We start from the raw sequence: 19,947 nt of genomic DNA, 5'->3' as shown, positions 1-19,947 counted from the left end.
ACGGGCACCCCCGCTCGCCCGGGGATCAGTTCGGGGCCGGGTACACCGCCCAGGGCCGCGCCTTGAGGCCGCCGCGGCCGTCGATGCCGGTCTGCAGCCGGACCACGGTGTCGTGGGAGACGCCGGGCGCCTCCCAGGTCGGCACCTCGACGGCGGTGGTGTGATACGACTCGTCGTCGGTGCCGGTGTAGTCGAGCCGCACGACGGCCGGGCCGGTGCCGGTCTCCAGCATGAGGAAGACGTGGCCGGCGCCGTAGAGCGGCGGGGTGCGCCGGCCCAGGTCGATGCAGCCGGTGACCCCGCCGAACGGCGAGGTGCGCGCGACGAGCGCGCAGGCCCCCGGCTCCTGACGGGCCAGGAACGCCGACCGCTGGGGGAAGGTGGCGGCGAACGGGCCGCCGACGCACACCAGCAAGACGGCGCCCGTGATGATGAGGGCCCACCGGAGACGACGGTTCATGCCGACATTGTTAGCAGAGGGGCGGGTGAGCACGCAGCCCGCCCGCGCTCAGCGGGACGTCGCCAGTAACCCTCCCGTCGGGTCGGCGGCGCCCAGCAGGACCTCGACGGGCACGTGCAGGTCGTCGGCGGCCTCGATGGTGGCCAGGATGGCGCCGACGACGCGCGGGTCGAGGCGGGTCGCGCCGCGCAGGTCGATGACGATCGGGTCGGGACGGTGGTCCAGGAGGGCCTCGACGAGCCGGTGCTGGGCCTGGGGTGCGCAGGCCGCGTCGATCTCGCCGTCGAACTGAACCGCGACGGGGCTGCTGGGCTCGTGGCGCAGCCGGACGTCCCCGCCGGTCGATGCGGTGTCGGGTGCCGATGGACTCTCGTGCGGCACGCTTGCCTCCGAGGGTGTCGGTGGATGTTGCACCGAGTGCCACCGTAACGAATTTGGTACCGGCGTGTGAACTGCTCACTGATGATCGTTTTACGCACGCTTCCGACCAGGAGTGAACATCCACCGTGACGGTCGGCAATGTTTCCATCACGGCGCGAAAAAAGCTCCCCCGTTCGGCGGATGTAAGTGGCCGATCGACGGTGGGTAGCGACCTAAGGTGCAATCACCATCCGGTATGTGCACCCAATAGCGTCCGTGCACGACATGCGCGCGCCGCCCCGCCGGATGGAGAGGCCGCGCCGCGCCCCGATGTCGGGAGGATTGCCGTGTGGAAGGGCCGCTTGGCGATCGCCGCGATCCTGTTCGTCTCCCTGATCGCCACCCTGTCGATGTTCACCGTACGCGGAGCGAGCAACGACCAGCTCGAGGTGTACTCGTGGTGGACCGGCCCCGGTGAGGAGGAGGGCCTGGCCGCGATGGCCAAGTCCTTCGAGACCGCCAACCCCGGCGTGCGGTTCGTCAACGCCGCCGTCTCCGGCGGCGCCGGCTCCAACGCCAAGGCGATCCTGGCCAGCCGGTTGCTCGCCAACGACCCGCCGGACTCCTACCAGCGCCACGCCGGCCTCGAGCTGCTCGACGACGTGCGCTCCGGGAAGGTGCAGGACCTCACCGACCTGTACCGGGAGCAGGGCTGGACGAAGGTCTTCCCGAAGGGCCTCGTGGACAACCTGGCCATCGACGGTCGCGTCTACGCGGTGCCGGTGAACATCCACCGGGCCAACCTCATCTGGTACAGCCCCAAGACCCTGCAGGAGATGGGGCTCTCGGGGCCGCCGAAGACCTGGACCGAGTTCCTGCAGCAGGCCGAGACGATCAAGGCCAAGGGGCGCATCCCGCTCGCGGTCGGCCCGGAGTGGACCCAGAAGCACCTGCTGGAGACGGTACTGCTCGGCGAGCTCGGCGCGGACAAGTACGAGCGGCTCTTCACCGGCGGGATCAGCTGGCTCTCGCCCGACGTGACCTCGGCCCTGGACATCTACGGCAAGGTGCTCGCCCTGTCCGACGTGAAGTCCGCGGCCGGCGACTGGCAGCCGCAGCTGGACAAGGTGTTCTCCGGCTCGGCGGTCTACGCGGTCATGGGCGACTGGTCGTCGTCCTACCTGGAGCAGTCCAAGAAGCTGCAGTACAAGGTCGGCTACGACGTCGCGCCGTCACCGGGCAGCGACGGCGTGTACGACTTCCTCTCCGACTCCTTCACGCTGCCCACCGGCGCCCGCCGACCCGACCTGTCCCGCAAGTGGCTGATCGAGTGCGGCTCGGCGGCCGGGCAGAACCTGTTCAACCCGCTCAAGGGCTCCGTGCCGGCACGCACCGACGCCGACGCGAGCATCTACAAGGGCTATCTTGAGTGGGCGCTGCAGCAATGGCGCGACCCGAAGACCCGCATCGTCGGCTCGCTGACCCACGGCGTGGTGGCGAACAACGCGTACAACGCGGAGATCGACTCGGCGCTGGGCCTGTATGTCCAGAACGGCGACCGGGCCAAGTTCGCCAGGACCGTCGAGCAGCAGTACCGGGAGACACAGTGACCGGGGTCGATCGTTACACGTCGCCCGCCCACGTGGCGCGCCACTCTTCCGAGCCGGCGCAGCCCGCCTTCGCACCGAAGCAGCGCCGGCCCCGCAAGCAGCACGGCCCCCGCTGGCTGCCCGGGCTGGTGCTGGTCTCCCCGTCGCTGATCCTCATCGGGATCTTCGTCTACGGGTTCCTGGGCTGGAACGTGCGCGTGTCGTTCACGAACTGGCGCGGGCTCTCCCCGCAGTACCACCTCGTCGGCTTCGACAACTACACGGCGCTGATGCGCGACGAGCGCTTCCGCACCGACATGCGCAACCTGGTCATCTTCACCTTCGTGTTCGTGGCCGGCGCGACGCTGCTGGGCTTCTTCATGGCGATGCTGCTGGACAAGGGCGTGCGCGGCGAGGGCTTCCTGCGCGGCGTGTACCTGTTCCCGATGGCGATCTCGTTCATCGCCACCGCCATCGTCTGGCGGTGGCTGCTGGACAACGGCTCCGGCTCCGACACCGCCGGCATCAACAAGCTCCTCGCCGACGTCGGGCTGGGATTCCTGCGCAGTGACTGGCACAAGTCGGAGTCGATCTGGGCCATCGCCGCGGTCGCGCTGCCCGCCGGGTGGGCGCTGTCGGGCTACGTGATGGCGCTGTTCCTGGCCGGGATGCGCGGGGTCAACGAGACGCTGCGCGAGTCCGCGCGGATGGACGGCGCCAGCGAGACCCAGGTCTTCTGGTACGTGGTGCGCCCCTCGCTGCGCCCGGTCACCTTCAGCGCCCTGCTCATCATGATCCATATCTCGCTGAAGACGTTCGACCTGCTCTACGCCCTGGACCAGGGCAACCTGCGCATCGACACACCGTCGCTGTACATGTGGTTCACCACGTTCGACGGCGGCTTCTACGACCGCGGCGCCACCATCGCCACGGTCCTGCTCATCGGGGTGGCCCTGGTGGTCGGCCCATACGTCTGGTACAGCCTGCGCACGGAACGGCGGTGAATCGGTGATGGTACGGGCAACCGCCGCCGTCGTCCCCACGCAACGCGCTCCGCGGGCGCTGCCACCCGCGCCGATCGCGCCCGAGTCGGACCGCGAGACGCCGCGCTGGCAGCGCTCCGGGCCGCTGCGCACGACGCTGCGGTACATCGCGCTGTGGGCGCTGGCCGCGTTCTTCCTGATGCCGATCTACGTGCTGATCGTGACGTCGTTCAAGAACCCGGCCGACGTCAGCGTGACGCGCATCTGGGAGCTGCCGACCAGCCTCTCCTTCGACAACTTCGGCGCGGTGCTGCCGAAGCTCTCCTCGGGCTTCCGCAACTCCCTCGCCCTGTCGATCCCGGCCAGCCTGATCTCGGCGCTGCTGGGCTGCGCGAACGGCTTCGTGCTGGCGAAGTTCCGCTTCCCGCTCTCCAACGTGGTCTTCCCGCTGATCCTGTTCGGCATCTTCGTGCCGTACCAGGCGGTCATCATCCCGGTCTCGCAGACCATGACCACGGTGGGCCTGCGCGGCAGCGGCGACGCCACGGGCGGCCTGCTCGGCCTGATGCTGATCCACGTCATCTACGGCCTGCCGATCACCACGCTGATCTTCCGCAACCACTTCGTGTCGATGCCCAACGCGCTGCTCGAGTCGGCCCGCCTCGACGGCGCCGGGGTGCTGCGGACCTGGGTCGATCTGGCGGTACCGCTGTCGAAGCCGGCCTTCGCCGTCGCCGTCATCTGGCAGTTCACGTCGACCTGGAACGACTTCATGTTCGGCGCCATGATGACCAGCCGCGACTCGTGGCCGGTGACGATCGCGCTGAACAACGTGGCCGGCGGCCAGTCGGTGCCGTTCGGCCAGGCCATGGCCGGCGCGCTGCTGGTCAGCCTGCCGACCCTGGCCATCTACATCCTGCTCGGCCGGTTCTTCATGCGCGGCCTGCTGGCCGGGACGCTGCAGGACTGATCAGCAGCCGCAGCCGCGCGAGCATCTCGTCCTCGATCTCGGCCAGCGACCGCGACTCGCCCTCGTCGATCCACTGCAGGAACGCCAGACCGAACACGGTGATCCCCGACCGCGCCGCCAGCGCGGCCGTGAGCTCGTCGACGCCCCTCGCGCGCAGCGCGCCGGCCATCGCCTCGGCGAGGGTGCCCAGCTTGTGGTGCTCGCGCTCCTGCAGCGCGGGATTCTTCTCGATCACCGACTGCCGCATCCGGGAGAACGGCCGGCGCTCCTCGCTGAAGAAGACGGGCGCCGTGGATTGCAGGGCGAAGACGACGACCTCCATCGGGTCCGCGCCGGCCGGCGCGGCGGCGACGGCCTCCACGAACGCGTCGACGAGCCGCTCCTGGCCGTGGAAGAAGACCTCGCGCTTGTCGCTGAAGTGGCGGAAGAAGGTCCGCTCGGTCAGGCCGACCGACTGGGCGATCTCCGTGGCGGTCGTCTGCTCGAACCCGCGCGTGGCGAACAGCTCCAGCGCGGCCTTCTGGAGCCGCTCCGGAGCGCCCGGTTCCCATCGCACCACGGGTTCGAGTGTAGTGATGACAGCGGCTGACTTGAAGGAGTACGGTATGTCTGTGACTGACGTCAGTCACAGACATGAAGGAGTTACACCATGCACGTGTTCGTCACCGGAGCCTCCGGCTGGATCGGCTCGGCCGTCGTGGACGAGCTGCTCGCCGCGGGCCACGAGGTCACCGGCATGGCCCGGTCCGACGCCTCCGCCGCGAAGCTGGCCGCGAAGGGCGCCAAGGTCCGCCGCGGCGACCTCGACGACCTCGACGGCATCCGGGCCGGCAGCGAGGCCGCCGAGGCCGTCATCCACCTGGCCAACAAGCACGACTGGGCCGACCAGGCCGCCACCAACGCCGCCGAGCGGGCCGCCGTGCAGACCATCGGCGACACCCTGAGCGGCAGCGGCCGGGCGTTCCTGCTCGCGTCGGGGGTGGCCATGCTCGTCCAGGGCCGGCCCGCCACCGAGGACGACCCGAACCCCTTCCACGGCCCGGACGCGCCGCGCGGCGGCTCCGAGAACCTGGCGCTCGAGTTCGCCGACCGCGGCGTGCGCCCGGTGAGCCTGCGCTTCGCGCCGACCGTGCACGGCGACCGCGACCACGGGTTCATCGCCATCATCGGCGAGGTCGCCCACCGCGCCGGCGTCTCGGCCTACCCGGGCGACGGCACCAACGAGTGGTCCGCCGTCCACATCTCCGACGCCGCCCGCCTGGTCGTCCTGGGCCTGGAGAAGGCGCCCGCCGGCGCGCGGCTGCACGCCGTCGCCGAGACCGTGCCCACCCGCACCATCGCCGAGGCACTCGGCCGCGCGTACGACCTGCCCGTCGCCTCCGTCGACCCGGCCAAGGCGGCCGAGCACTTCGGCTGGATCGGCGGCTTCTTCGGCGCCGACCTCCGCGCGACCAGCACGGCGACCCGGGAGCTGCTCGGCTGGACGCCCACCGGCCCGACGCTCATCGAGGACATCGACGCGGGGGCCTACTCTCCCCGGTAGGTTGTGCTGGTGTCGGCGCCGCCGGCACCTGCCGCGGCACCACCGCCCGCCCCCGCCTCGCCCGGACAGCCCCCGGCTCCCGCCGCGTCCCCTGCCACCGCTCCACCGCCTCGGCGGTGATCACCCGCCGTCGCACATAACGCCGCCCTGCCGCAGCCGCTCCGTCTGCCGCGGCCGCTCCGTCTGCCGCAGCCCGCTCCCGTCCGCCGCGGCCGATTCGCCTGCCGCGGCTCGTCCCCGTCGGCGCGGCACGCAGCGACAAGTCTCCGTGATCATGAACGCGACCACTCCGACACCAAGGGTTTTTCATGATCGCGGAGACTTTTGGTACCTATAGGTACATTTCCACTCCGCGATCACGAGAAACGGCGGCACACGGCGACGCACACGCATGATCGCGGAGACTTATGGTCGCGGCACCCGCTGGCCGCTCGCTGCGGAGGCGGTTTCGAAAAGTCGGGCGCTCCGCGCCGCGACTTTTCGGACTTATGCCCTGTCAGGAGATAAATCCGTTAAGTCGTGGCGCGGAACGCCCGACTTAACGGATCAACGACCGCGCGGGGAACGCGCCGCACGGTCCCCGCTACGGACGCGGCGGCGGGCATGACGTTGGCGGAGCCGCATCGGCGGGCGAGATTGCCGTTCGCGTGCTGGATCCGATCTCGTCGCGCTCGAACTGCGGCCTCGTTGCGATGAAGCGGCGGCGCGGTCGGCGGCGCGCTCTGACCTCGGCCAACCGCAAGCGCTGGCCGCGGCCCCGGGTCGGCGTCCGGCGTCCGGCGTCCGGCGTCCGGCGTCCGGCGTCCGGCGTCCGGCGTCCGGCGTCCGGCGTCCGGCGTCCGGCGTCCGGCGTCCGGCGTCCGGCGTCCGGCGTCCGGCGTCCGGCGTCCGGCGTCCGGCGTCCGGCGTCCGGCGTCCGGCGTCCGGCGTCCGGCGTCCGGCGTCCGGCGTCCGGCGTCCGGCGTCCGGCGTCCGGCGTCCGGCGTCCGGCGTCCGGCGTCCGGCGTCCGGCGTCCGGCGTCCGGCGTCCGGCGTCCGGCGTCCGGCGTCCGGCGTCCGGCGTCCGGCGTCCGGCGTCCGGCGTCCGGCGTCCGGCGTTCGGCGTTCGGCGTTCGGCGCGAGCTTCGCCCAGCCCGCGCGCCCCAGCGAGCGTAGGCCGGCGCCCCGCATAGAGGAAGCGCGTAGTCGAGGCGTCGCGCGCGGGGGCGGGGGCGGGGCGTCGTTACGCTGACGGCGATGGACGGGCGTGGGTACACCCTGGCGGTCGACTTCGGCACGTCGAGCACGGTCGGCGTGCTGCGCGACGCCGGTGGGCGGGTGCGGCCGCTGTTGTTCGACGCCTCGCCGCTGCTCGGGTCCGCGGTGTTCGTGCCGGCCGGTGGCGGGGCGCCGCTGACCGGGGCCGACGCCGAGCGGGCGGCGCTGTCCGCGCCGGACGGGCTGGAGCCCAACCCCAAGCAGCGTATCGACGACGGCGTGGTCTGGCTCGCCGAGCGGGAGGTGGCCGTCGTCGAGCTCATCGCGGCCGTGCTCGAAAGGGTCGTCGAGGAGGCGCGGCGGGTCGCGGGCGGGGCGGTCGGCGCCGCCGTGCTGACCCATCCCAGCAGCTGGCGGCACCTGCGCAAGGGCGTCCTGGTGGAGGCGGCGCGGCGGGCCGGGCTGCCCGACGTGCGGCTGGTCGCCGAGCCGGTGGCCGCGGCCGCGTACTTCACCGGAGGGCAGCGCCTCGCCGAGGGGCAGTGCCTCGTGGTGTACGACCTGGGTGCCGGCACCTTCGACGTGAGCGTCGTGCGGCGGCGGGGCGACGGCTTCGTCGTGCTGGCCGAGGACGGGCTCGGCGACGTCGGCGGGCTGTACCTCGACGCCGCCATCCTCGACCACGTGCGCGCCCAGGCCGGTGCCGGGCACGCGGGCTGGGCGGCGCTGGACCGGCCGGGCACCAACCCGGAGCGGCGGGCGCGCTACGAGCTGCTGCAGTCCGCCCGCGCGGTCAAGGAGCAGCTGTCCCGGCGCCCGACGGCGGGGCTGCACGTGCCGCTCGTCGGCGTGGACGTGCACGTGACGCGGGAGGAGTTCGAGGCGCTCGCCCGGCCGCACCTGGAGCGGACCACCGCGCTGACGCGGTCCGTGCTGCGCGTGGTCGGGGTGGCGGCGGAGTCGCTCGCGGGAGTGTTCCTGGTCGGCGGCGGCTCCCGGGTGCCGCTGGTGGCCACGCTGCTGCACCGGGCCCTGCGGGTCGCACCCACCACGCTCGACCTGCCCGAACTGGTCGTCGCCGAGGGCGCCCTGCTGGCCGAGGCGGTCGCGGTCAAGCCAGCGAGGCCCGAGACGGTTCCGGTCAAGCCCGCCAGGGCCGAGACGGTCACGGTCGAGCCCGCCAGGGCCGAGACGGTTTCGGTCAAGCCCGCCAGGGCCGAGACGGTCACGGTCGAGCCCGCCAGGGCCGAGACGGTTCCGGTCGAGCACGCCAGGGCCGAGACGGTTCCGGTCGAGCACGCCAGGGCCACCGCACCGCCCGAGGAGGAGCGTGACGGGCTGGCGCGGGCGGAGCGGCTGCTGCGGACGCCGGCGGCGCGGCGGGACGGGGAGTCGCTCCTGCGCACGCTGCTCGGCGACCCCGACCGGGCGGTCGCGCGGCGGGCCCGGGAGCTGTGGTACGGCAACGGCCTCGGCGCCGTGCCCGGGCAGCGCCCGGCCACGAGCCGCGACCCGGTCATCGGCATCGACCTGGGCACCACCAACGCGGCCGTCGGCGTGCTGGAGCGGGGCCGGGTGCGGATGGTGCCGAACGCGGAGGGCGCCACGACGACGCCGAGCGTGGTGGCGGTGACCGCCGACGGCGCGGCGCTGATCGGGGCGGCCGCGGCCCGGCGGGCGATGACGGACCCGGCCGGGACGGTCCGGGGGGCGAAGCTGCTGGTCGGCACGGGGTGGAGCATCGAGCGGGGCGGCGCGCGGTACACCGCCGACGAGCTGCTGACGCTCCTGCTCGCCAAGCTGCACGTCGACGCCGAGACGGAGCTGGGCGGGCCGGTCCACGGTGCGGTGCTGACCGTGCCGGCCTCCTTCGACCACGGGCAGCGCCTGGCCCTGGTCGGCGCCGCCCGCCGGGCCGGCCTCAACGTGTTCCGGCTGCTCAACGAGCCCACGGCGGCGGCGCTGGCGCACGGGCTGCAGCGGGGCCAGGAGGAGATCGTCCTGGTGTTCGACCTGGGCGGGGGGACCTTCGACGTATCGGTGGTCGAGGTCTACGACGGCGTCGTCGAGATCAAGGCGACCGCGGGCGACCCCGGGCTGGGCGGCGACGACTGGGATCGGCGGATCGTCGCACACCTGACGAGTTTGATCCGGCAGCGGTACGACCTGGACGTCGCCGGCCGGCCCGCCGCCCTCGAGCGGCTGCGCGACGCGGCCGAGCGGGCGAAGGTGGAGCTGTCCTCCGCGGGGAGCGCCGAGATCAGCCTGCCGTACCTCGGTACCACCGCCGACGGGCCGGTCCACGTCGCCGAGACGCTCACCCGGGCGGTGTTCGAGGAGCTCACCCGCGATCTGCTGGAGCGCTGCGGTGCCACCGTCGAGCGGGTCCTGCGCGACGCGGCCGTGGAGATGCCGTCCGTCGACCGGGTCGTGCTCGCCGGCGGCGCGAGCCGGATGCCCGCGGTCGGCGAGCTGGTCCGCGAGCTGGCCGGCGGCCGCGCACCGTACCGCGGCCTGCCTCCCGAGGGCGTCGTCATCGGCGCCGCGCTGCAGGCCGGCGTGCTGGCCGGCGAGGTGAAGGACGTCCTGCTGCTCGACGTGACCTCGCTTGGCCTGGGCTTCGAGCTGGCCGGCGGCGCGATGCGAACCGTGATCGAGCGCAACACCTCCATCCCGACCCGGATCACCGTGCCGGTGACCACCGGCGCCGACGGCCAGGACTCGGTGCTCGTCCGCGTCGTGGAGGGCAACCACCCGGCGGCCGCGGCGAACCGGCTCCTGGCCACCCTCGAGCTGTCCGGCCTGCCACCGGCACCCGCCGGTACCCCCCACATCGAAATCTGCTTCGACATCGACGCCAACGGCATCCTCGACGTCTCCGCCGCCGACCAGCGCAGCCGACGCCGGCGCTCGCTGACGGTCGACCGCACTACGGTGGAAGCGGCCGGAGCGCCCGGGCCGGACCGGGCGCGGCTCCTGCCCGTGCCGTCGCCCCAGGCCGACCAGGAGTGATTGGCGCCGGCAAAGTAGTGTCAGATGGCCTTGGTTAGGGGAGGCTTATCTCGTGACGGACGGACACCGGCACGACGAGCACCGTGAGCATCGCGCTCACGCGACCGTCGCCGCCCACGACGAACACGAGCCTGAGCGCGACCATGAGCATGAGCATGACCATCAGCACGGCGTGTCCCGCGACGCCGACCGCCGCTGGCTGAGCGTGGCGCTGGGGCTCATCGCCGCGTTCATGGCCGGCGAGGTGGTCGTCGGCCTACTGGCCCGGTCCCTGGCCCTGCTCTCCGACGCCGCGCACATGCTCACCGACGCCGGCGCCATCGGCCTGGCGCTCGTGGCCATGCGGCTGGCCGGCAGGCCGCCGAAAGGTGGGTACACCTTCGGCCTGAAACGGGCGGAGATCCTCTCGGCGCAGGCCAATGGGATCACGATGCTGATCCTCGGGGCGGTGCTCGCCGTCGAGGCGGTGCGCCGCCTGGTGGCGCCGCCGGCCGTGGTCGGCCTGCCGGTGCTGATCACCGCCCTGGCCGGGGTGGGCGTCAACCTCGCCGCCGCGTGGGCGATGAGCCGGGCGAACCGGACCAGCCTCAACGTCGAGGGCGCGTTCCAGCACGTGGTCAACGACCTGTTCGCGTTCGTGGCGACGGCGGCGGCCGGCCTGGTGATGGTGACGACCGGCTTCACCCGCGCCGACCCGATCGCGACGCTGATCGTGGTCGCGCTCATGGTGCGGGCCGGGCTGGGCCTGATCCGCGCCTCGGGCCGGATCTTCCTGGAGGCCGCGCCGACCGGGATCGACCCGCCGTCCCTCGGCGGCCGCCTGGCCGAGGTGTCCAACGTGGTGGAGGTCCACGACCTGCACGTGTGGCAGATCACCTCCGGCGAGCCGGCGCTGTCCGCCCACGTCCTGGTCTCCGAGGGCCGTGACTGCCACGCGGTGCGGGCCGCGATCGAGGAGTTACTGCGCCGGGAGTACCGCATCACGCACAGCACGCTCCAGGTCGACCACGCCGGGACGGTCCGCGGCCAGGTCCCCGACCCGTCCGACCCGCACTGCGCCGACGCTCACGGCGAGGCCTACCGCCCGGCCATCCCGGCCCCCTGACGCTTTACTGCTCGCGCATGGCCAGGCGCAGGATGCGGTCGTCGTCCGGGTCGGGGCCGCCGGGCTTGCGGCCGTCGCGGTTGGACGTGGTGATCCAGACGCTCCCGTCGGGGGCGTTGATCGCGGTACGCAGCCGGCCGTAGCGCTCGAACAGCGCCTCCATCGGGCGCGCGGCCACCCCGCCCTCGGCGCGCCAGCGCACGCTGGCCGGCGGGCCCGGCGGGTCGGTCGGTGACGCGTCGCGCCGGGCGCGGGCGTTCGGGGCCGCGGAGGGCGGCTTGCCCAGCGGTACCAGATAGATCCGCTGGCCGCGCAGGCACGTCACGATGGCCGTCCCGTTCATGATCGCCACGCCGGAGGCGACGCCCACCTCCGGGTGCCAGGCCACGATCGGGTCGATGTACGGCCGCTTCCCGCCGATGCCCTCCACCTGCGGCCAGCCGTAGTTGCCGCCGGGGCGCAGGACGTTGAGCTCGTCCCAGACCGCCTGGCCGATCTCCGACTCGTACATCGTGCCGGCGGCGTCCCAGGCGATGCCCTCCGGATTGCGGTGACCATAGGTCCAGATGAGCGAGTGCGGGAACGGGTTGCCGGGCGGCGGCTTGCCGTCCGTCGTCATGCGCAGGACCTTGCCGCCCAGGTTGTGCAGGTCTTGGGAGGCTTCGGTACGCGACGCCTCGCCGGTGGTGGCGTAGAGGTAGCCGTCGGGCCCGAACATGAGCCGGCCGCCGTCGTGGATGCCGCTCTTCGGGATGCCGGTGAGGATGGGCCGCACCCGCGACCGCCCGTCGAGCCGCAGCCGGGCGACCCGGTTGTCGTCACGCGTGGTGTAGTACACGTAGACCGTCTTGTCGCTCTTGTACTCCGGCGACACAGCGATGCCGAGCAGCCCGCCCTCGTTGTCGGAGACCGCCTCCGGCACCCGCGCGACCGGCGTGACAACGCCCCGCGGCGTGACGCGCAGGATGCGCTGGGTGCTGCGCTCGGTGACGAGGGCGTCGCCGTCCGGCAGGAACGACAGCCCCCACGGGATGTTGAGGTGCTTGGCGACGGTGGAGACCGAGACGAGGTCGTCGGCCTGCGCGGACGGGTCCGCGGCGGCGTGGTGGAAGTCGGTGGGGTCGGTGCCGGGCACCTTCCGCCCGTGGGCGGTGGCCGTGCCGCTCGCCGAGCAACCGGCGAGCAACCCGGCAGCCAGCAGCACCGCGATCCTGGTGCGTCGCACCGGGCCACCGTTGCGCCGCCCCGGGTGAGACACCCTCACCCAGCCCCGGCGACCCGCACCCCCGCAGCACTCGCAACCCCGCGCCCCGCGCCCCGCGGAGCTTGCACCCCTGCAACCACCGGAGCCCGCGAGGCCCCGTCGGCACGCCTGGGCCACCCACGGCGAGCGCGATCCGCAATGCAAGTCCCAGTCGGCGGGTCGCCGCACGCCGCAGAGCGCTGTGAAGCGACCGGAAGTCTCCGCGATCATGCCGCACTCGCCGCCGACACCAACGATTTTTCATGATCACGGAGTGAACATGTACACCCGTGTACCAGAAGTCTCCGGGATCACGGCAAACCCGTGGTGCGGCCATGGAGAGCATCATGATCCCGGAGACATACGCCCGGCCCAACCGCACAAATCGGACGTCCGCCCGACGGGTGATACATCTGAAATATCCGACCTGCGTGCCGGTCCCGGGGAGGGAGAGAAACGGGGGGCGGCGCCGACGACCGCCGGGCGTGACCGAAGCTCGCGACCCGGAGAGACCGCAGCCCCGCAGGCCACCAGACCGCGGCACAGGCCCAACAAGACCGCGGCCCGCAGGCGTGGGGCCTGCGGGCCGACGGGCGCGATGTTGACGACGTTGACGCTGGGATGTTGATTTTAGTCAACATGGATCGAGGAGCCGCCAAGCCGTCGACATTGCGGCGTCGCTAGGACGTGTAGACCTCCAGTTCCGACAGCTGGCCCGCCGGCCAGCCGGTGTTCGCGGTGAAGGTGATGCGCAGGTTGCGCACGCCGGCCGGGCTGAACGTGAGCGTCACCGTGTTGCCCGTGGCCGGGTCGAAGGTGCACGCGCGGCTGGCGACGAGCACGGCGCCGGTGGTGCCGTCGGTGATGCTCAGCGTCTGCGTGCGCGCCGCCCACGCCGTGGCCGGCGGCAGCTTCAGCACCACCCGGCCCACGGACTGGGTGCTGCCCAGGTCGACCTGAATCCACTGCGGGAACGCGTTGTTCGTGCTCTCCCAGTAGGTGTTCGCGTTGCCGTCGACCGCGTTGCCCGAGGTGTAGGTCTGCGTGTTCGACGACTGCGTGGTCGGCCGCTGCAGGGCCAGGTTGGTGGCGGTCGCCGAGACGCCCGTGCCGGACAGGGCCACGGCCAGGGCCGGGGCGTTGCTCGTCACGGTCAGCGAACCGTTGCGCGTGCCCGCCGCGGTCGGGCGGAAGGTGACGTTCACGGTGCAGGAGGCGCCGGCCGCGAGGGTCGTGCCGCAGCCGTTGGCGGCGGTGAAGTCGCCCGCGGCGGTGACCGTGACGCCGGTGGCCGCGGCCGTGCCGGTGTTGCGGATCGTCACCGCCTGGGCGGCGCTCGCCGAGCCGACCGTGGTGTTCGCGAACCCGACCGACGTGGGGCTGGCCTCCAGCACGGGCGAGGCGGGCGCGACGCCGGTGCCGGAGAGCGCCACCGTCGCCTCGGCATTGGACGCGGTACTGCGAATGCTCAGCGTCCCGGTCCGGCTCCCGGCCGCGCTGGGGTGGAAGGTGACGGTGGCGATGCAGTTCGCCCCCGGCGCGATCGAGCTGCCGCACGTGGTGGTGACCTGGAAGTCGCCGGTGGCGGTCACCGACTGCACGGTCGCCGGGGCCGTGCCGGTGTTGGTGACGGTCACCGTCTGCCAGTCGCTGTTGGTGTTCACGTCGGTGTTCTCGAAGGCGAGCGACGCCGCGCTGAGCGCCAGGGTGGCCGTGCCGCCGCTCGTGCCGTACACCTCGAAGGAAGACACCTGCCCGGCGGGCCATCCGGTGTTGCCCGTGATGTTCAGCCGGACATAGCGGGCCGTCGCCGTCGGGAACGCGATGTTCACGACGTTGCCGGTGGCCGGGTCGAAGACGTAGTCGGCGGAGCCGACGGCCGTGCTCCACGCGGTACCGTCCACACTGGACAACACCGACAGCGTCTGGCGGCGGGTCGCCCAGGCGGTCTGCGGAGGCAGCCGCAGGGTCACCTTGCCGATGCTCGCCGACGCGCCCAGGTCGACCTGGACCCACTGCGGGAAGGCGTTGTTGGCGCTCTCCCAGTAGGAGTTCGGGTCGGCGTCGGTGACGTTGCTCGCCGGGTAGCCGCCCTGCGTCGACTGGGCCGTCGCGGCCTTGCCGGCGGCCAGGTTGGGCCCGCCGGTCGGCGCCACGCCGGTGCCGGTCAGCTGCACGAGCACCGCGCCCTGGCCGTCGTCGCCGGTGATGGAGTAGACGGCCGACTGCGCGCCCTCGGCGGTGGGCGTGAACGTGACGGCCTGGTGGATGACGTCGCCGGGCGAGAGCTGCTGGCCCTCGGACACCGGTGTGGTGGTGTTGAACGCGCCGACCGGCGGGGCCGCCTTGGTCAGTGTCAGCGTGATGTTGCCGGTGTTGGCGATGTCGAAGGTCTGGGTCGCGGTGGTGCCGACCGGGACGGAGCCGAACGACACCGGGTTCGGCGTGATGGTCAGGTGCGCGGCGCCGGTGACCGCCGTACCGCTGACCGGAACCGTGACCGAGCCGGCGTTGCTGCTGACCGTGAGCGAGCTGCTCTGGTTGCCGGCGGTGGTCGGGGCGTACTTCACCGTGACCGACACCGAGGCGCCGGCCGCGATCGTGGTGCCGCCCGCCGGGAAGCCCGTGGCGGAGAACGGCGCGGCCGGTGCGGTCGAGCCGGTGATGGTGACCGCGCTGGTGCCGGTGTTGGTGATGCTGACGCCGATCGTCTTGCTCGCTCCGGTCGGCACGGTGCCGAAGGACAGCGCGGCCGGGGTGGCGCCGAGGCCGGCCTGGGTGCCGGTGCCGTGCAGGTCGAGCGCGACGGTGCCGGCGTCGGTGGTGAAGCTCAGGCTGCCGGTGGCGCCGCCGGCCGCCGTGGGCGTGAAGCGGACCGGCACGGCGAGGGTCTGGCCGGTGTTGAGGGCGACCGGCAGGGCGGGCGGGGTGGCGCCGAACGGCGCGGCGGCCGAGATGGCGGTGATGTTCACCGCCCGGGTGGCGGTCACGGTGACCGTCGCGGTGGCGGTGCTGCCGACGGCGACGTTGCCGAAGTCGGTCGGCGGCGCGTTCAGCGCGGCGGTGGTGGGCCGGCCGAAGCCGAAGAGCTTCCCGTCGCGGTTGCCGACGTAGACGCGGCCGTTGTCGGTGGCGGGGATGGCGAACTTGGTGGCCGTGCCGATCGGCGCGGAGTAGCGCAGGTGCAGCTGGCCGCCGACCGGGAGCGCGTCGTAGGCCCGCAGCTGGCCGTTGGTGCCGCTGGACCCGTCGCTGTAGACCGCCCAGACGATGGCGCTTCCGGACGTGGTACCGGTGGAGGTCACCACCGGCGAGCCCGAGGTGTAGCCGAACGTCGCCGGGCTGGTCGCCGCCGAGGTCAGCACCGGCAGGCCGGAGCCGTTGACGCCGTACTTGAAGGCGCGCAGGAAGCCCTGGTTCTCGACCTGGTACACGTAGCCGCCGTCGCCGCCCCACACCGCGGGGTGGCCCCAGACGCCGTTGTACGGGCCGGCCGGCGGGACCAGCGACGCGTCCGTGCCGCCCGGGCCCTGCCCCATGCCGCCCAGGTTGTCGCGGTCCAGCAGGTACACCCGGCCGTCCTTGCCGGTCTGCACCAGCAGGTGCGGGTGCGCGGCGGTGCCGAACGCGGCCGGCAGCGCGACCGGCCCGCCGGAGCCGAAGTCGGTGTCGTCCTGGTCGAGCTTGCCGTTGTTGGCCGGGCTGAAGAAGTCCCGCGCGGTCAGCGAGCCGTCGCCGTTGACCTGCAGCCGGATGACCGACTCGGCGAGCGTGCCGGGCGGGCTGGTGCCGGGGCCGGGCGCCGGCGAGACGCCGTTGCCGGTGGACACGATGATGCGGCCGGGCCCGTCGGAGACCAGGCCGCCGCCGGACTGCCAGATGCCGCCCATGCCGGTGGAGCGGCCGGCCTCGGTGGACCAGAGGGTGGACATCGCGGGGGTACTGGTCTTCACTCCGGCGACATAGCCCACGTACGGTCCGTAGTCGCAGTGGCTGGCGAACCCGGCGTAGACGACGCCGTCGAGCAGCAGCAGGCCGGGGCGCTGGGCGGCGGTCTTCGGGTTGAACGTGTTGCTCGGGTCGTTGCTCGGCGAGCCCTGGATCGTCACCGGCCAGCCGGAGCGCTCGGCGCCGGTCGCCGGGTTGATCGCGTGCATGTAGAAGTGCGGGTGGTTGGCGTCGGCGCCGTCGTTGACCTTGGCGGTGAAGTACACCGCCTGGGTCGCCGGGTCGTACACCGGCGTGCTCGTGATGCCGATGTTGGGCACCAGGTCGCCGCAGCCGATCGCCGAGGCGGGCCAGGCCGGGCCGACGTTGCGCGACCACAGGATCGCGCCGGTCTGCGGGTTGAGGCCGTAGATCCAGTTGTTCTCGGTGGCGGCGATCAGCGTGCCGGCCACGACGATCGGCTGGGCGTACACCTGGCCGTCGAGGTTGGTGACGAAGAGCTGCCCGAAGTCGGCGGCGGATACCGCGGACGGCCCGAGCGCGGGCTCGTTCTGGTCCCAGCCGGTGCGCAGCGTGTCGACGGAGGCCGTGGTCTCGTCGGCGGCGGCGGGACCGGCGAGCGCTGCGGCGGCGCCGAGCGCGAGGAGGGGTGGCAGGAGGGCGGCGACCAGCCGGCGTGCGGCCATGACTGCTCCAGGGGTTGGGGCGCGGGGCGGCGGACTCCGGAGGTTGGCGGCGGCTCCAGCGTCATCGATCCGATGGGACCAGAACGTAACTTGCCCGACACGACAGCGCAAGATACCGACCGAAGAACGGAAATACTTGCACTCGTCGCTGCAAACGTCGGCGGCCACCACCCGAACGGGGATAGATCGTTATGAGGGTGTGGCCGTTGGGTACCACACTCGAACCCACCAGCGCTTTCCCGGACCCCGCCGCGGAGGGACGATCCGATGACCGAGCCGGCACGGCGGCATGCTTCCGGCCGCGACAGCCGCACCGCGATCGCGGCCGGGGGCGCCGCGCTGATCGTCCTGCTCCTGGCCCTGCTGGCCTATTGCCAATACAGCGGCAACGGTACGAACAACGCCGCCCCCTCCCGCACCGCCACCGCCGGCCCCGCCCGCCCGGCCCCCGGCTCCTCCACCTCTCCCGGCGCCTCAACCTCCGCAACCCCCACCGCCGACCACTCGGCCGCCACCGCCGGTACGACGGCCGGCGCGGCGGGCAGCGGCTCCGGGAAGCGTTCGGCGGCTCCCGGCTCGGAGGGTGCTGGCTCCGAGGGTGCCGGCTCAGAGGGTGCCGGCTCAGAGGGTGCGGCGGGGGTTGGCGGCGCGGGGGCCGGGACCGAGACGCCGACGACGGGGCCGGCGGCGGCGCCCAGCGGGGCCCCGCACACCGGCGGGGGCGACGGCCTCGGGATACGCAGCCCGGTCATGGCCGGCGGCGGGATCGTGCTGCTGCTGGCCGCGACGGCCCTGTTCGTCTTCCGCCTCCGTCCGCGCGCCTGACCGCCCATGTGGCCGGATCAGCTCACCCCGGCCCGCCGCCGGCTCGCGCTCAACGGGCTCACCGGGCTGCTCGCCGTCGGCGGCCTCACGCTGCTCGTGATCGGGGCCTCCCCCGCGCCGCCGCCACCCGAACGTCCGGCCGCCGCCGCGGCACCGCCCACCGAGCCGGCCCCGCCCGCCGCGCCGGCGTCGGTGGCGGCGCGCGGGATGGCGGCCTCGGTGCCGGTGCGGCTGCAGATCCCGGCGATCGGGGTGGACACGCCGCTGATGTCGCTGGGGCTCAACCCCGATGGCACCGTCGAGGTGCCACCGCTGCGGGCGGGGGCGCCGGCCGGGTGGTACCGGAACCTGCGCACGCCCGGGGAGGTCGGGCCGGCGGTCGTCCTCGGCCATGTGGACACCGCGCACGACGGGCCGGCCGTGTTCTACCGGCTGCGCGAACTGCGGCCCGGCGACACCGCGACCGTGCGGCGGCAGGACGGCAGCGCCGCGACCTTCGTGGTGGAGCGAGTGGTGGAGGTACCGAAGACGAACTTCCCGACGGACGAGGTCTACGGCCCGGTCGGGTACCCGGCGCTGCGGCTCGTCACGTGTGGTGGATCTTTCGATTATTCCCGTCGCGAATATCGCCACAACATTCTCGTGTACGCGCGGTTGGAGCGGTCAGACTGACGGCATGAGCTGGTCCCCCAACACGTTCCTCGGCAGTCTGCCCGAAGCGACCACGAAGGAGATCGTCGGCCTGAGCGTCCAGCGCCAGTTCGCGCCCGGCCGCGTGGTGCTGCGCGAGGGCGCCCGGGACACGCACGTCGAGCTGCTGCTCAGCGGGTTCGTCAAGGTGACCACGTCGGTCGAGGGGTTCGAGACGCTGCTGGGCATCCGGGCCCCCGGCGAGCTCGTCGGCGAGGTGGGCGCGCTCACCGGCGCGCCGCGCAACGCGACCGTGACCGCGTGCGGGCGGGTCACCGCGGGCGTGCTGAACCAGGCCGAGTTCGACGCGTTCCTGCGCCGGCATCCCGAGGCGGCGGCCCGGGTGACCGCGTCCGTCGCGGGGCAGCTGCGCTGGGCGAACCGGCGGCGGACGGACTTCGCGGTGTATCCGGCGCACGTCCGCCTCGCCCGCGTGCTGGTCGAGGTCGCCGACCTGTGCGGGCGCCCGGCGCCCGGTGGCGGCGTCGAGATCGGCGTGCCGCTGAGCCAGCCCGAGCTGGCCACGATGATCGCGATCGCCCAGGCGACCGTGCAGAAGGCGATCCAGGAGCTGCGCCGGCGGGGGCTGCTGAGCACCGGCTACCGCCGCCTGACCATCCTCGATCCGGCCGGCCTGCGGGCGCTGGCGGAAATCGATCCGGAAACCCCCTAATTCTATGCGGAGTCGCTGCCGCAAACCCGTAGATGTAGCCGGTCTTCGCGGCGGCCGCGCCCCAGCATCGTGGTATGTCCGAGCAGAACTCCGTCGCGGCGCGGCTGACCGCCCTGTCCGCACCCACCCTTCGCATGCTGCAGGTCGCCTCGGCGATCGGCACGCGGTTCGGCGTGCTGGAGCTGTCGCTGCTCATGCGGTGCGGCACCGCGCAGCTGCTGCCCGCCCTCGAGGAGGCGCTCGAGTCGGGCCTGCTGGTGATCGTCGAGGACCGCCTGATGTTCGGCCACGGCCTGGTGCACGCGGCGGTGGCGGAGTCGCTGAACCGCCCGGCCGCGACGGCGCTGCGGGCGGAGCTGGCGGCGCTGTGGGCGACCACCACGCCGAGCGCCGACGTCCACACCTCCCCTGCCGTCCCGGCCGCGGACGAGGCCTCGGGCTGGGAGTCGCTCACCGAGCAGGAGCTGCGCATCGCGCGGCTGGTCGGGCGGGCGCTGACGAATCAGCAGATCGCCACGCGGATCGCCCGGTCCCGGCACACCGTGAACTATCACCTGCGCCGGATCTTCAAGAAGCTCGGGATCAACTCCCGGGTCGAACTGGCCGCGCTGGCCAAGTTACACTGCTGAATCCGGACGTGGCGGCGTCCGGACGCAGCCCCCT

Annotated in this window: 15 protein-coding genes; 10 read left to right on the top strand and 5 right to left on the bottom strand. The window is 72.9% G+C overall.

Going from position 1 to position 19,947, the window contains the following annotated elements:
• Positions 1-25 precede the first annotated feature (25 nt).
• Both ACQPXD_RS16310 and ACQPXD_RS16305 read right to left on the bottom strand, forming a co-directional pair.
• A complete protein-coding gene (locus tag ACQPXD_RS16310; protein WP_432839220.1) occupies positions 26-460 on the bottom strand; it encodes a hypothetical protein in 435 nt (144 codons plus the stop codon).
• Between the two features lie 48 nt (positions 461-508).
• A complete protein-coding gene (locus tag ACQPXD_RS16305; RefSeq protein ID WP_432839218.1) occupies positions 509-841 on the bottom strand; it encodes an STAS domain-containing protein in 333 nt (110 codons plus the stop codon).
• Positions 842-1,167: 326 nt separating this feature from the next.
• Here ACQPXD_RS16305 and ACQPXD_RS16300 point away from each other — a divergent pair, with 326 nt between their 5' ends.
• From ACQPXD_RS16300 to ACQPXD_RS16290, 3 genes are read left to right on the top strand one after another with little or no spacing between them, the layout of a single operon-like run.
• Positions 1,168-2,430 carry an ABC transporter substrate-binding protein gene (locus ACQPXD_RS16300; RefSeq protein ID WP_432839216.1) on the top strand — a complete coding sequence of 421 codons (1,263 nt, stop codon included), beginning with the start codon at positions 1,168-1,170 and terminating at the stop codon, positions 2,428-2,430.
• A complete protein-coding gene (locus ACQPXD_RS16295) occupies positions 2,427-3,413 on the top strand; it encodes a carbohydrate ABC transporter permease (protein ID WP_432839214.1) in 987 nt (328 codons plus the stop codon). Before ACQPXD_RS16300 ends, ACQPXD_RS16295 begins: the two co-directional genes overlap by 4 nt.
• Before the next feature lie 7 nt (positions 3,414-3,420).
• Positions 3,421-4,362 carry a carbohydrate ABC transporter permease gene (locus ACQPXD_RS16290; RefSeq protein ID WP_432843868.1) on the top strand — a complete coding sequence of 314 codons (942 nt, stop codon included), beginning with the start codon at positions 3,421-3,423 and terminating at the stop codon, positions 4,360-4,362.
• Here ACQPXD_RS16290 and ACQPXD_RS16285 read toward each other — a convergent pair.
• On the bottom strand, positions 4,325-4,921 hold the full coding sequence (locus ACQPXD_RS16285; protein ID WP_432839212.1) for a TetR/AcrR family transcriptional regulator: 597 nt from the start codon (positions 4,919-4,921) through the stop codon (positions 4,325-4,327). The genes ACQPXD_RS16290 and ACQPXD_RS16285 overlap by 38 nt on opposite strands.
• A gap of 90 nt (positions 4,922-5,011) precedes the next feature.
• Between ACQPXD_RS16285 and ACQPXD_RS16280 the strand changes: the two genes are divergently transcribed.
• The 3 genes from ACQPXD_RS16280 to ACQPXD_RS16270 all read left to right on the top strand — a co-directional run bounded on the left by ACQPXD_RS16280 (position 5,012) and on the right by ACQPXD_RS16270 (position 11,219).
• On the top strand, positions 5,012-5,905 hold the full coding sequence (locus ACQPXD_RS16280; protein WP_432839210.1) for an SDR family oxidoreductase: 894 nt from the start codon (positions 5,012-5,014) through the stop codon (positions 5,903-5,905).
• 1,236 nt (positions 5,906-7,141) lie between these two features.
• Positions 7,142-10,114, top strand: coding sequence for an Hsp70 family protein (locus ACQPXD_RS16275; protein ID WP_432839208.1), 2,973 nt, complete (start codon positions 7,142-7,144; stop codon positions 10,112-10,114).
• A 52-nt stretch (positions 10,115-10,166) separates the two neighbouring features.
• On the top strand, positions 10,167-11,219 hold the full coding sequence (locus tag ACQPXD_RS16270) for a cation diffusion facilitator family transporter (RefSeq protein ID WP_432839206.1): 1,053 nt from the start codon (positions 10,167-10,169) through the stop codon (positions 11,217-11,219).
• Between the two features lie 4 nt (positions 11,220-11,223).
• On the opposite strand, the gene ACQPXD_RS16265 is transcribed toward ACQPXD_RS16270, so the two are convergent.
• The gene (locus ACQPXD_RS16265) at positions 11,224-12,444 is read right to left on the bottom strand and encodes a PQQ-dependent sugar dehydrogenase (RefSeq protein ID WP_432839204.1); all 1,221 of its coding nucleotides are present in this window, start codon (positions 12,442-12,444) and stop codon (positions 11,224-11,226) included.
• 698 nt (positions 12,445-13,142) lie between these two features.
• Entirely contained in the window at positions 13,143-17,096 is a 3,954-nt protein-coding gene (locus ACQPXD_RS16260; protein WP_432839202.1) for a choice-of-anchor D domain-containing protein, read from the bottom strand.
• Between the two features lie 267 nt (positions 17,097-17,363).
• On the opposite strand from ACQPXD_RS16260, the gene ACQPXD_RS16255 reads away from it, so the two are divergent.
• The 4 genes from ACQPXD_RS16255 (at position 17,364) to ACQPXD_RS16240 (ending at position 19,913) form a co-directional block, all read left to right on the top strand.
• On the top strand, positions 17,364-17,921 hold the full coding sequence (locus ACQPXD_RS16255; protein ID WP_432839200.1) for a hypothetical protein: 558 nt from the start codon (positions 17,364-17,366) through the stop codon (positions 17,919-17,921).
• A gap of 6 nt (positions 17,922-17,927) precedes the next feature.
• Positions 17,928-18,593 (top strand): class F sortase, encoded by a 666-nt coding sequence (locus tag ACQPXD_RS16250; protein ID WP_432839198.1) that lies wholly within the window; start codon positions 17,928-17,930, stop codon positions 18,591-18,593.
• A 4-nt stretch (positions 18,594-18,597) separates the two neighbouring features.
• A complete protein-coding gene (locus ACQPXD_RS16245; protein ID WP_432839196.1) occupies positions 18,598-19,284 on the top strand; it encodes a Crp/Fnr family transcriptional regulator in 687 nt (228 codons plus the stop codon).
• 74 nt (positions 19,285-19,358) lie between these two features.
• Positions 19,359-19,913 (top strand): LuxR C-terminal-related transcriptional regulator, encoded by a 555-nt coding sequence (locus tag ACQPXD_RS16240; protein ID WP_432839194.1) that lies wholly within the window; start codon positions 19,359-19,361, stop codon positions 19,911-19,913.
• The last annotated feature ends 34 nt before the right edge of the window (positions 19,914-19,947 follow it).

Source organism: Dactylosporangium sp. CA-092794, from assembly GCF_050948465.1.
GTDB lineage: Bacteria > Actinomycetota > Actinomycetes > Mycobacteriales > Micromonosporaceae > Dactylosporangium.
This window is presented reverse-complemented; position numbering and strand designations above follow the sequence as displayed.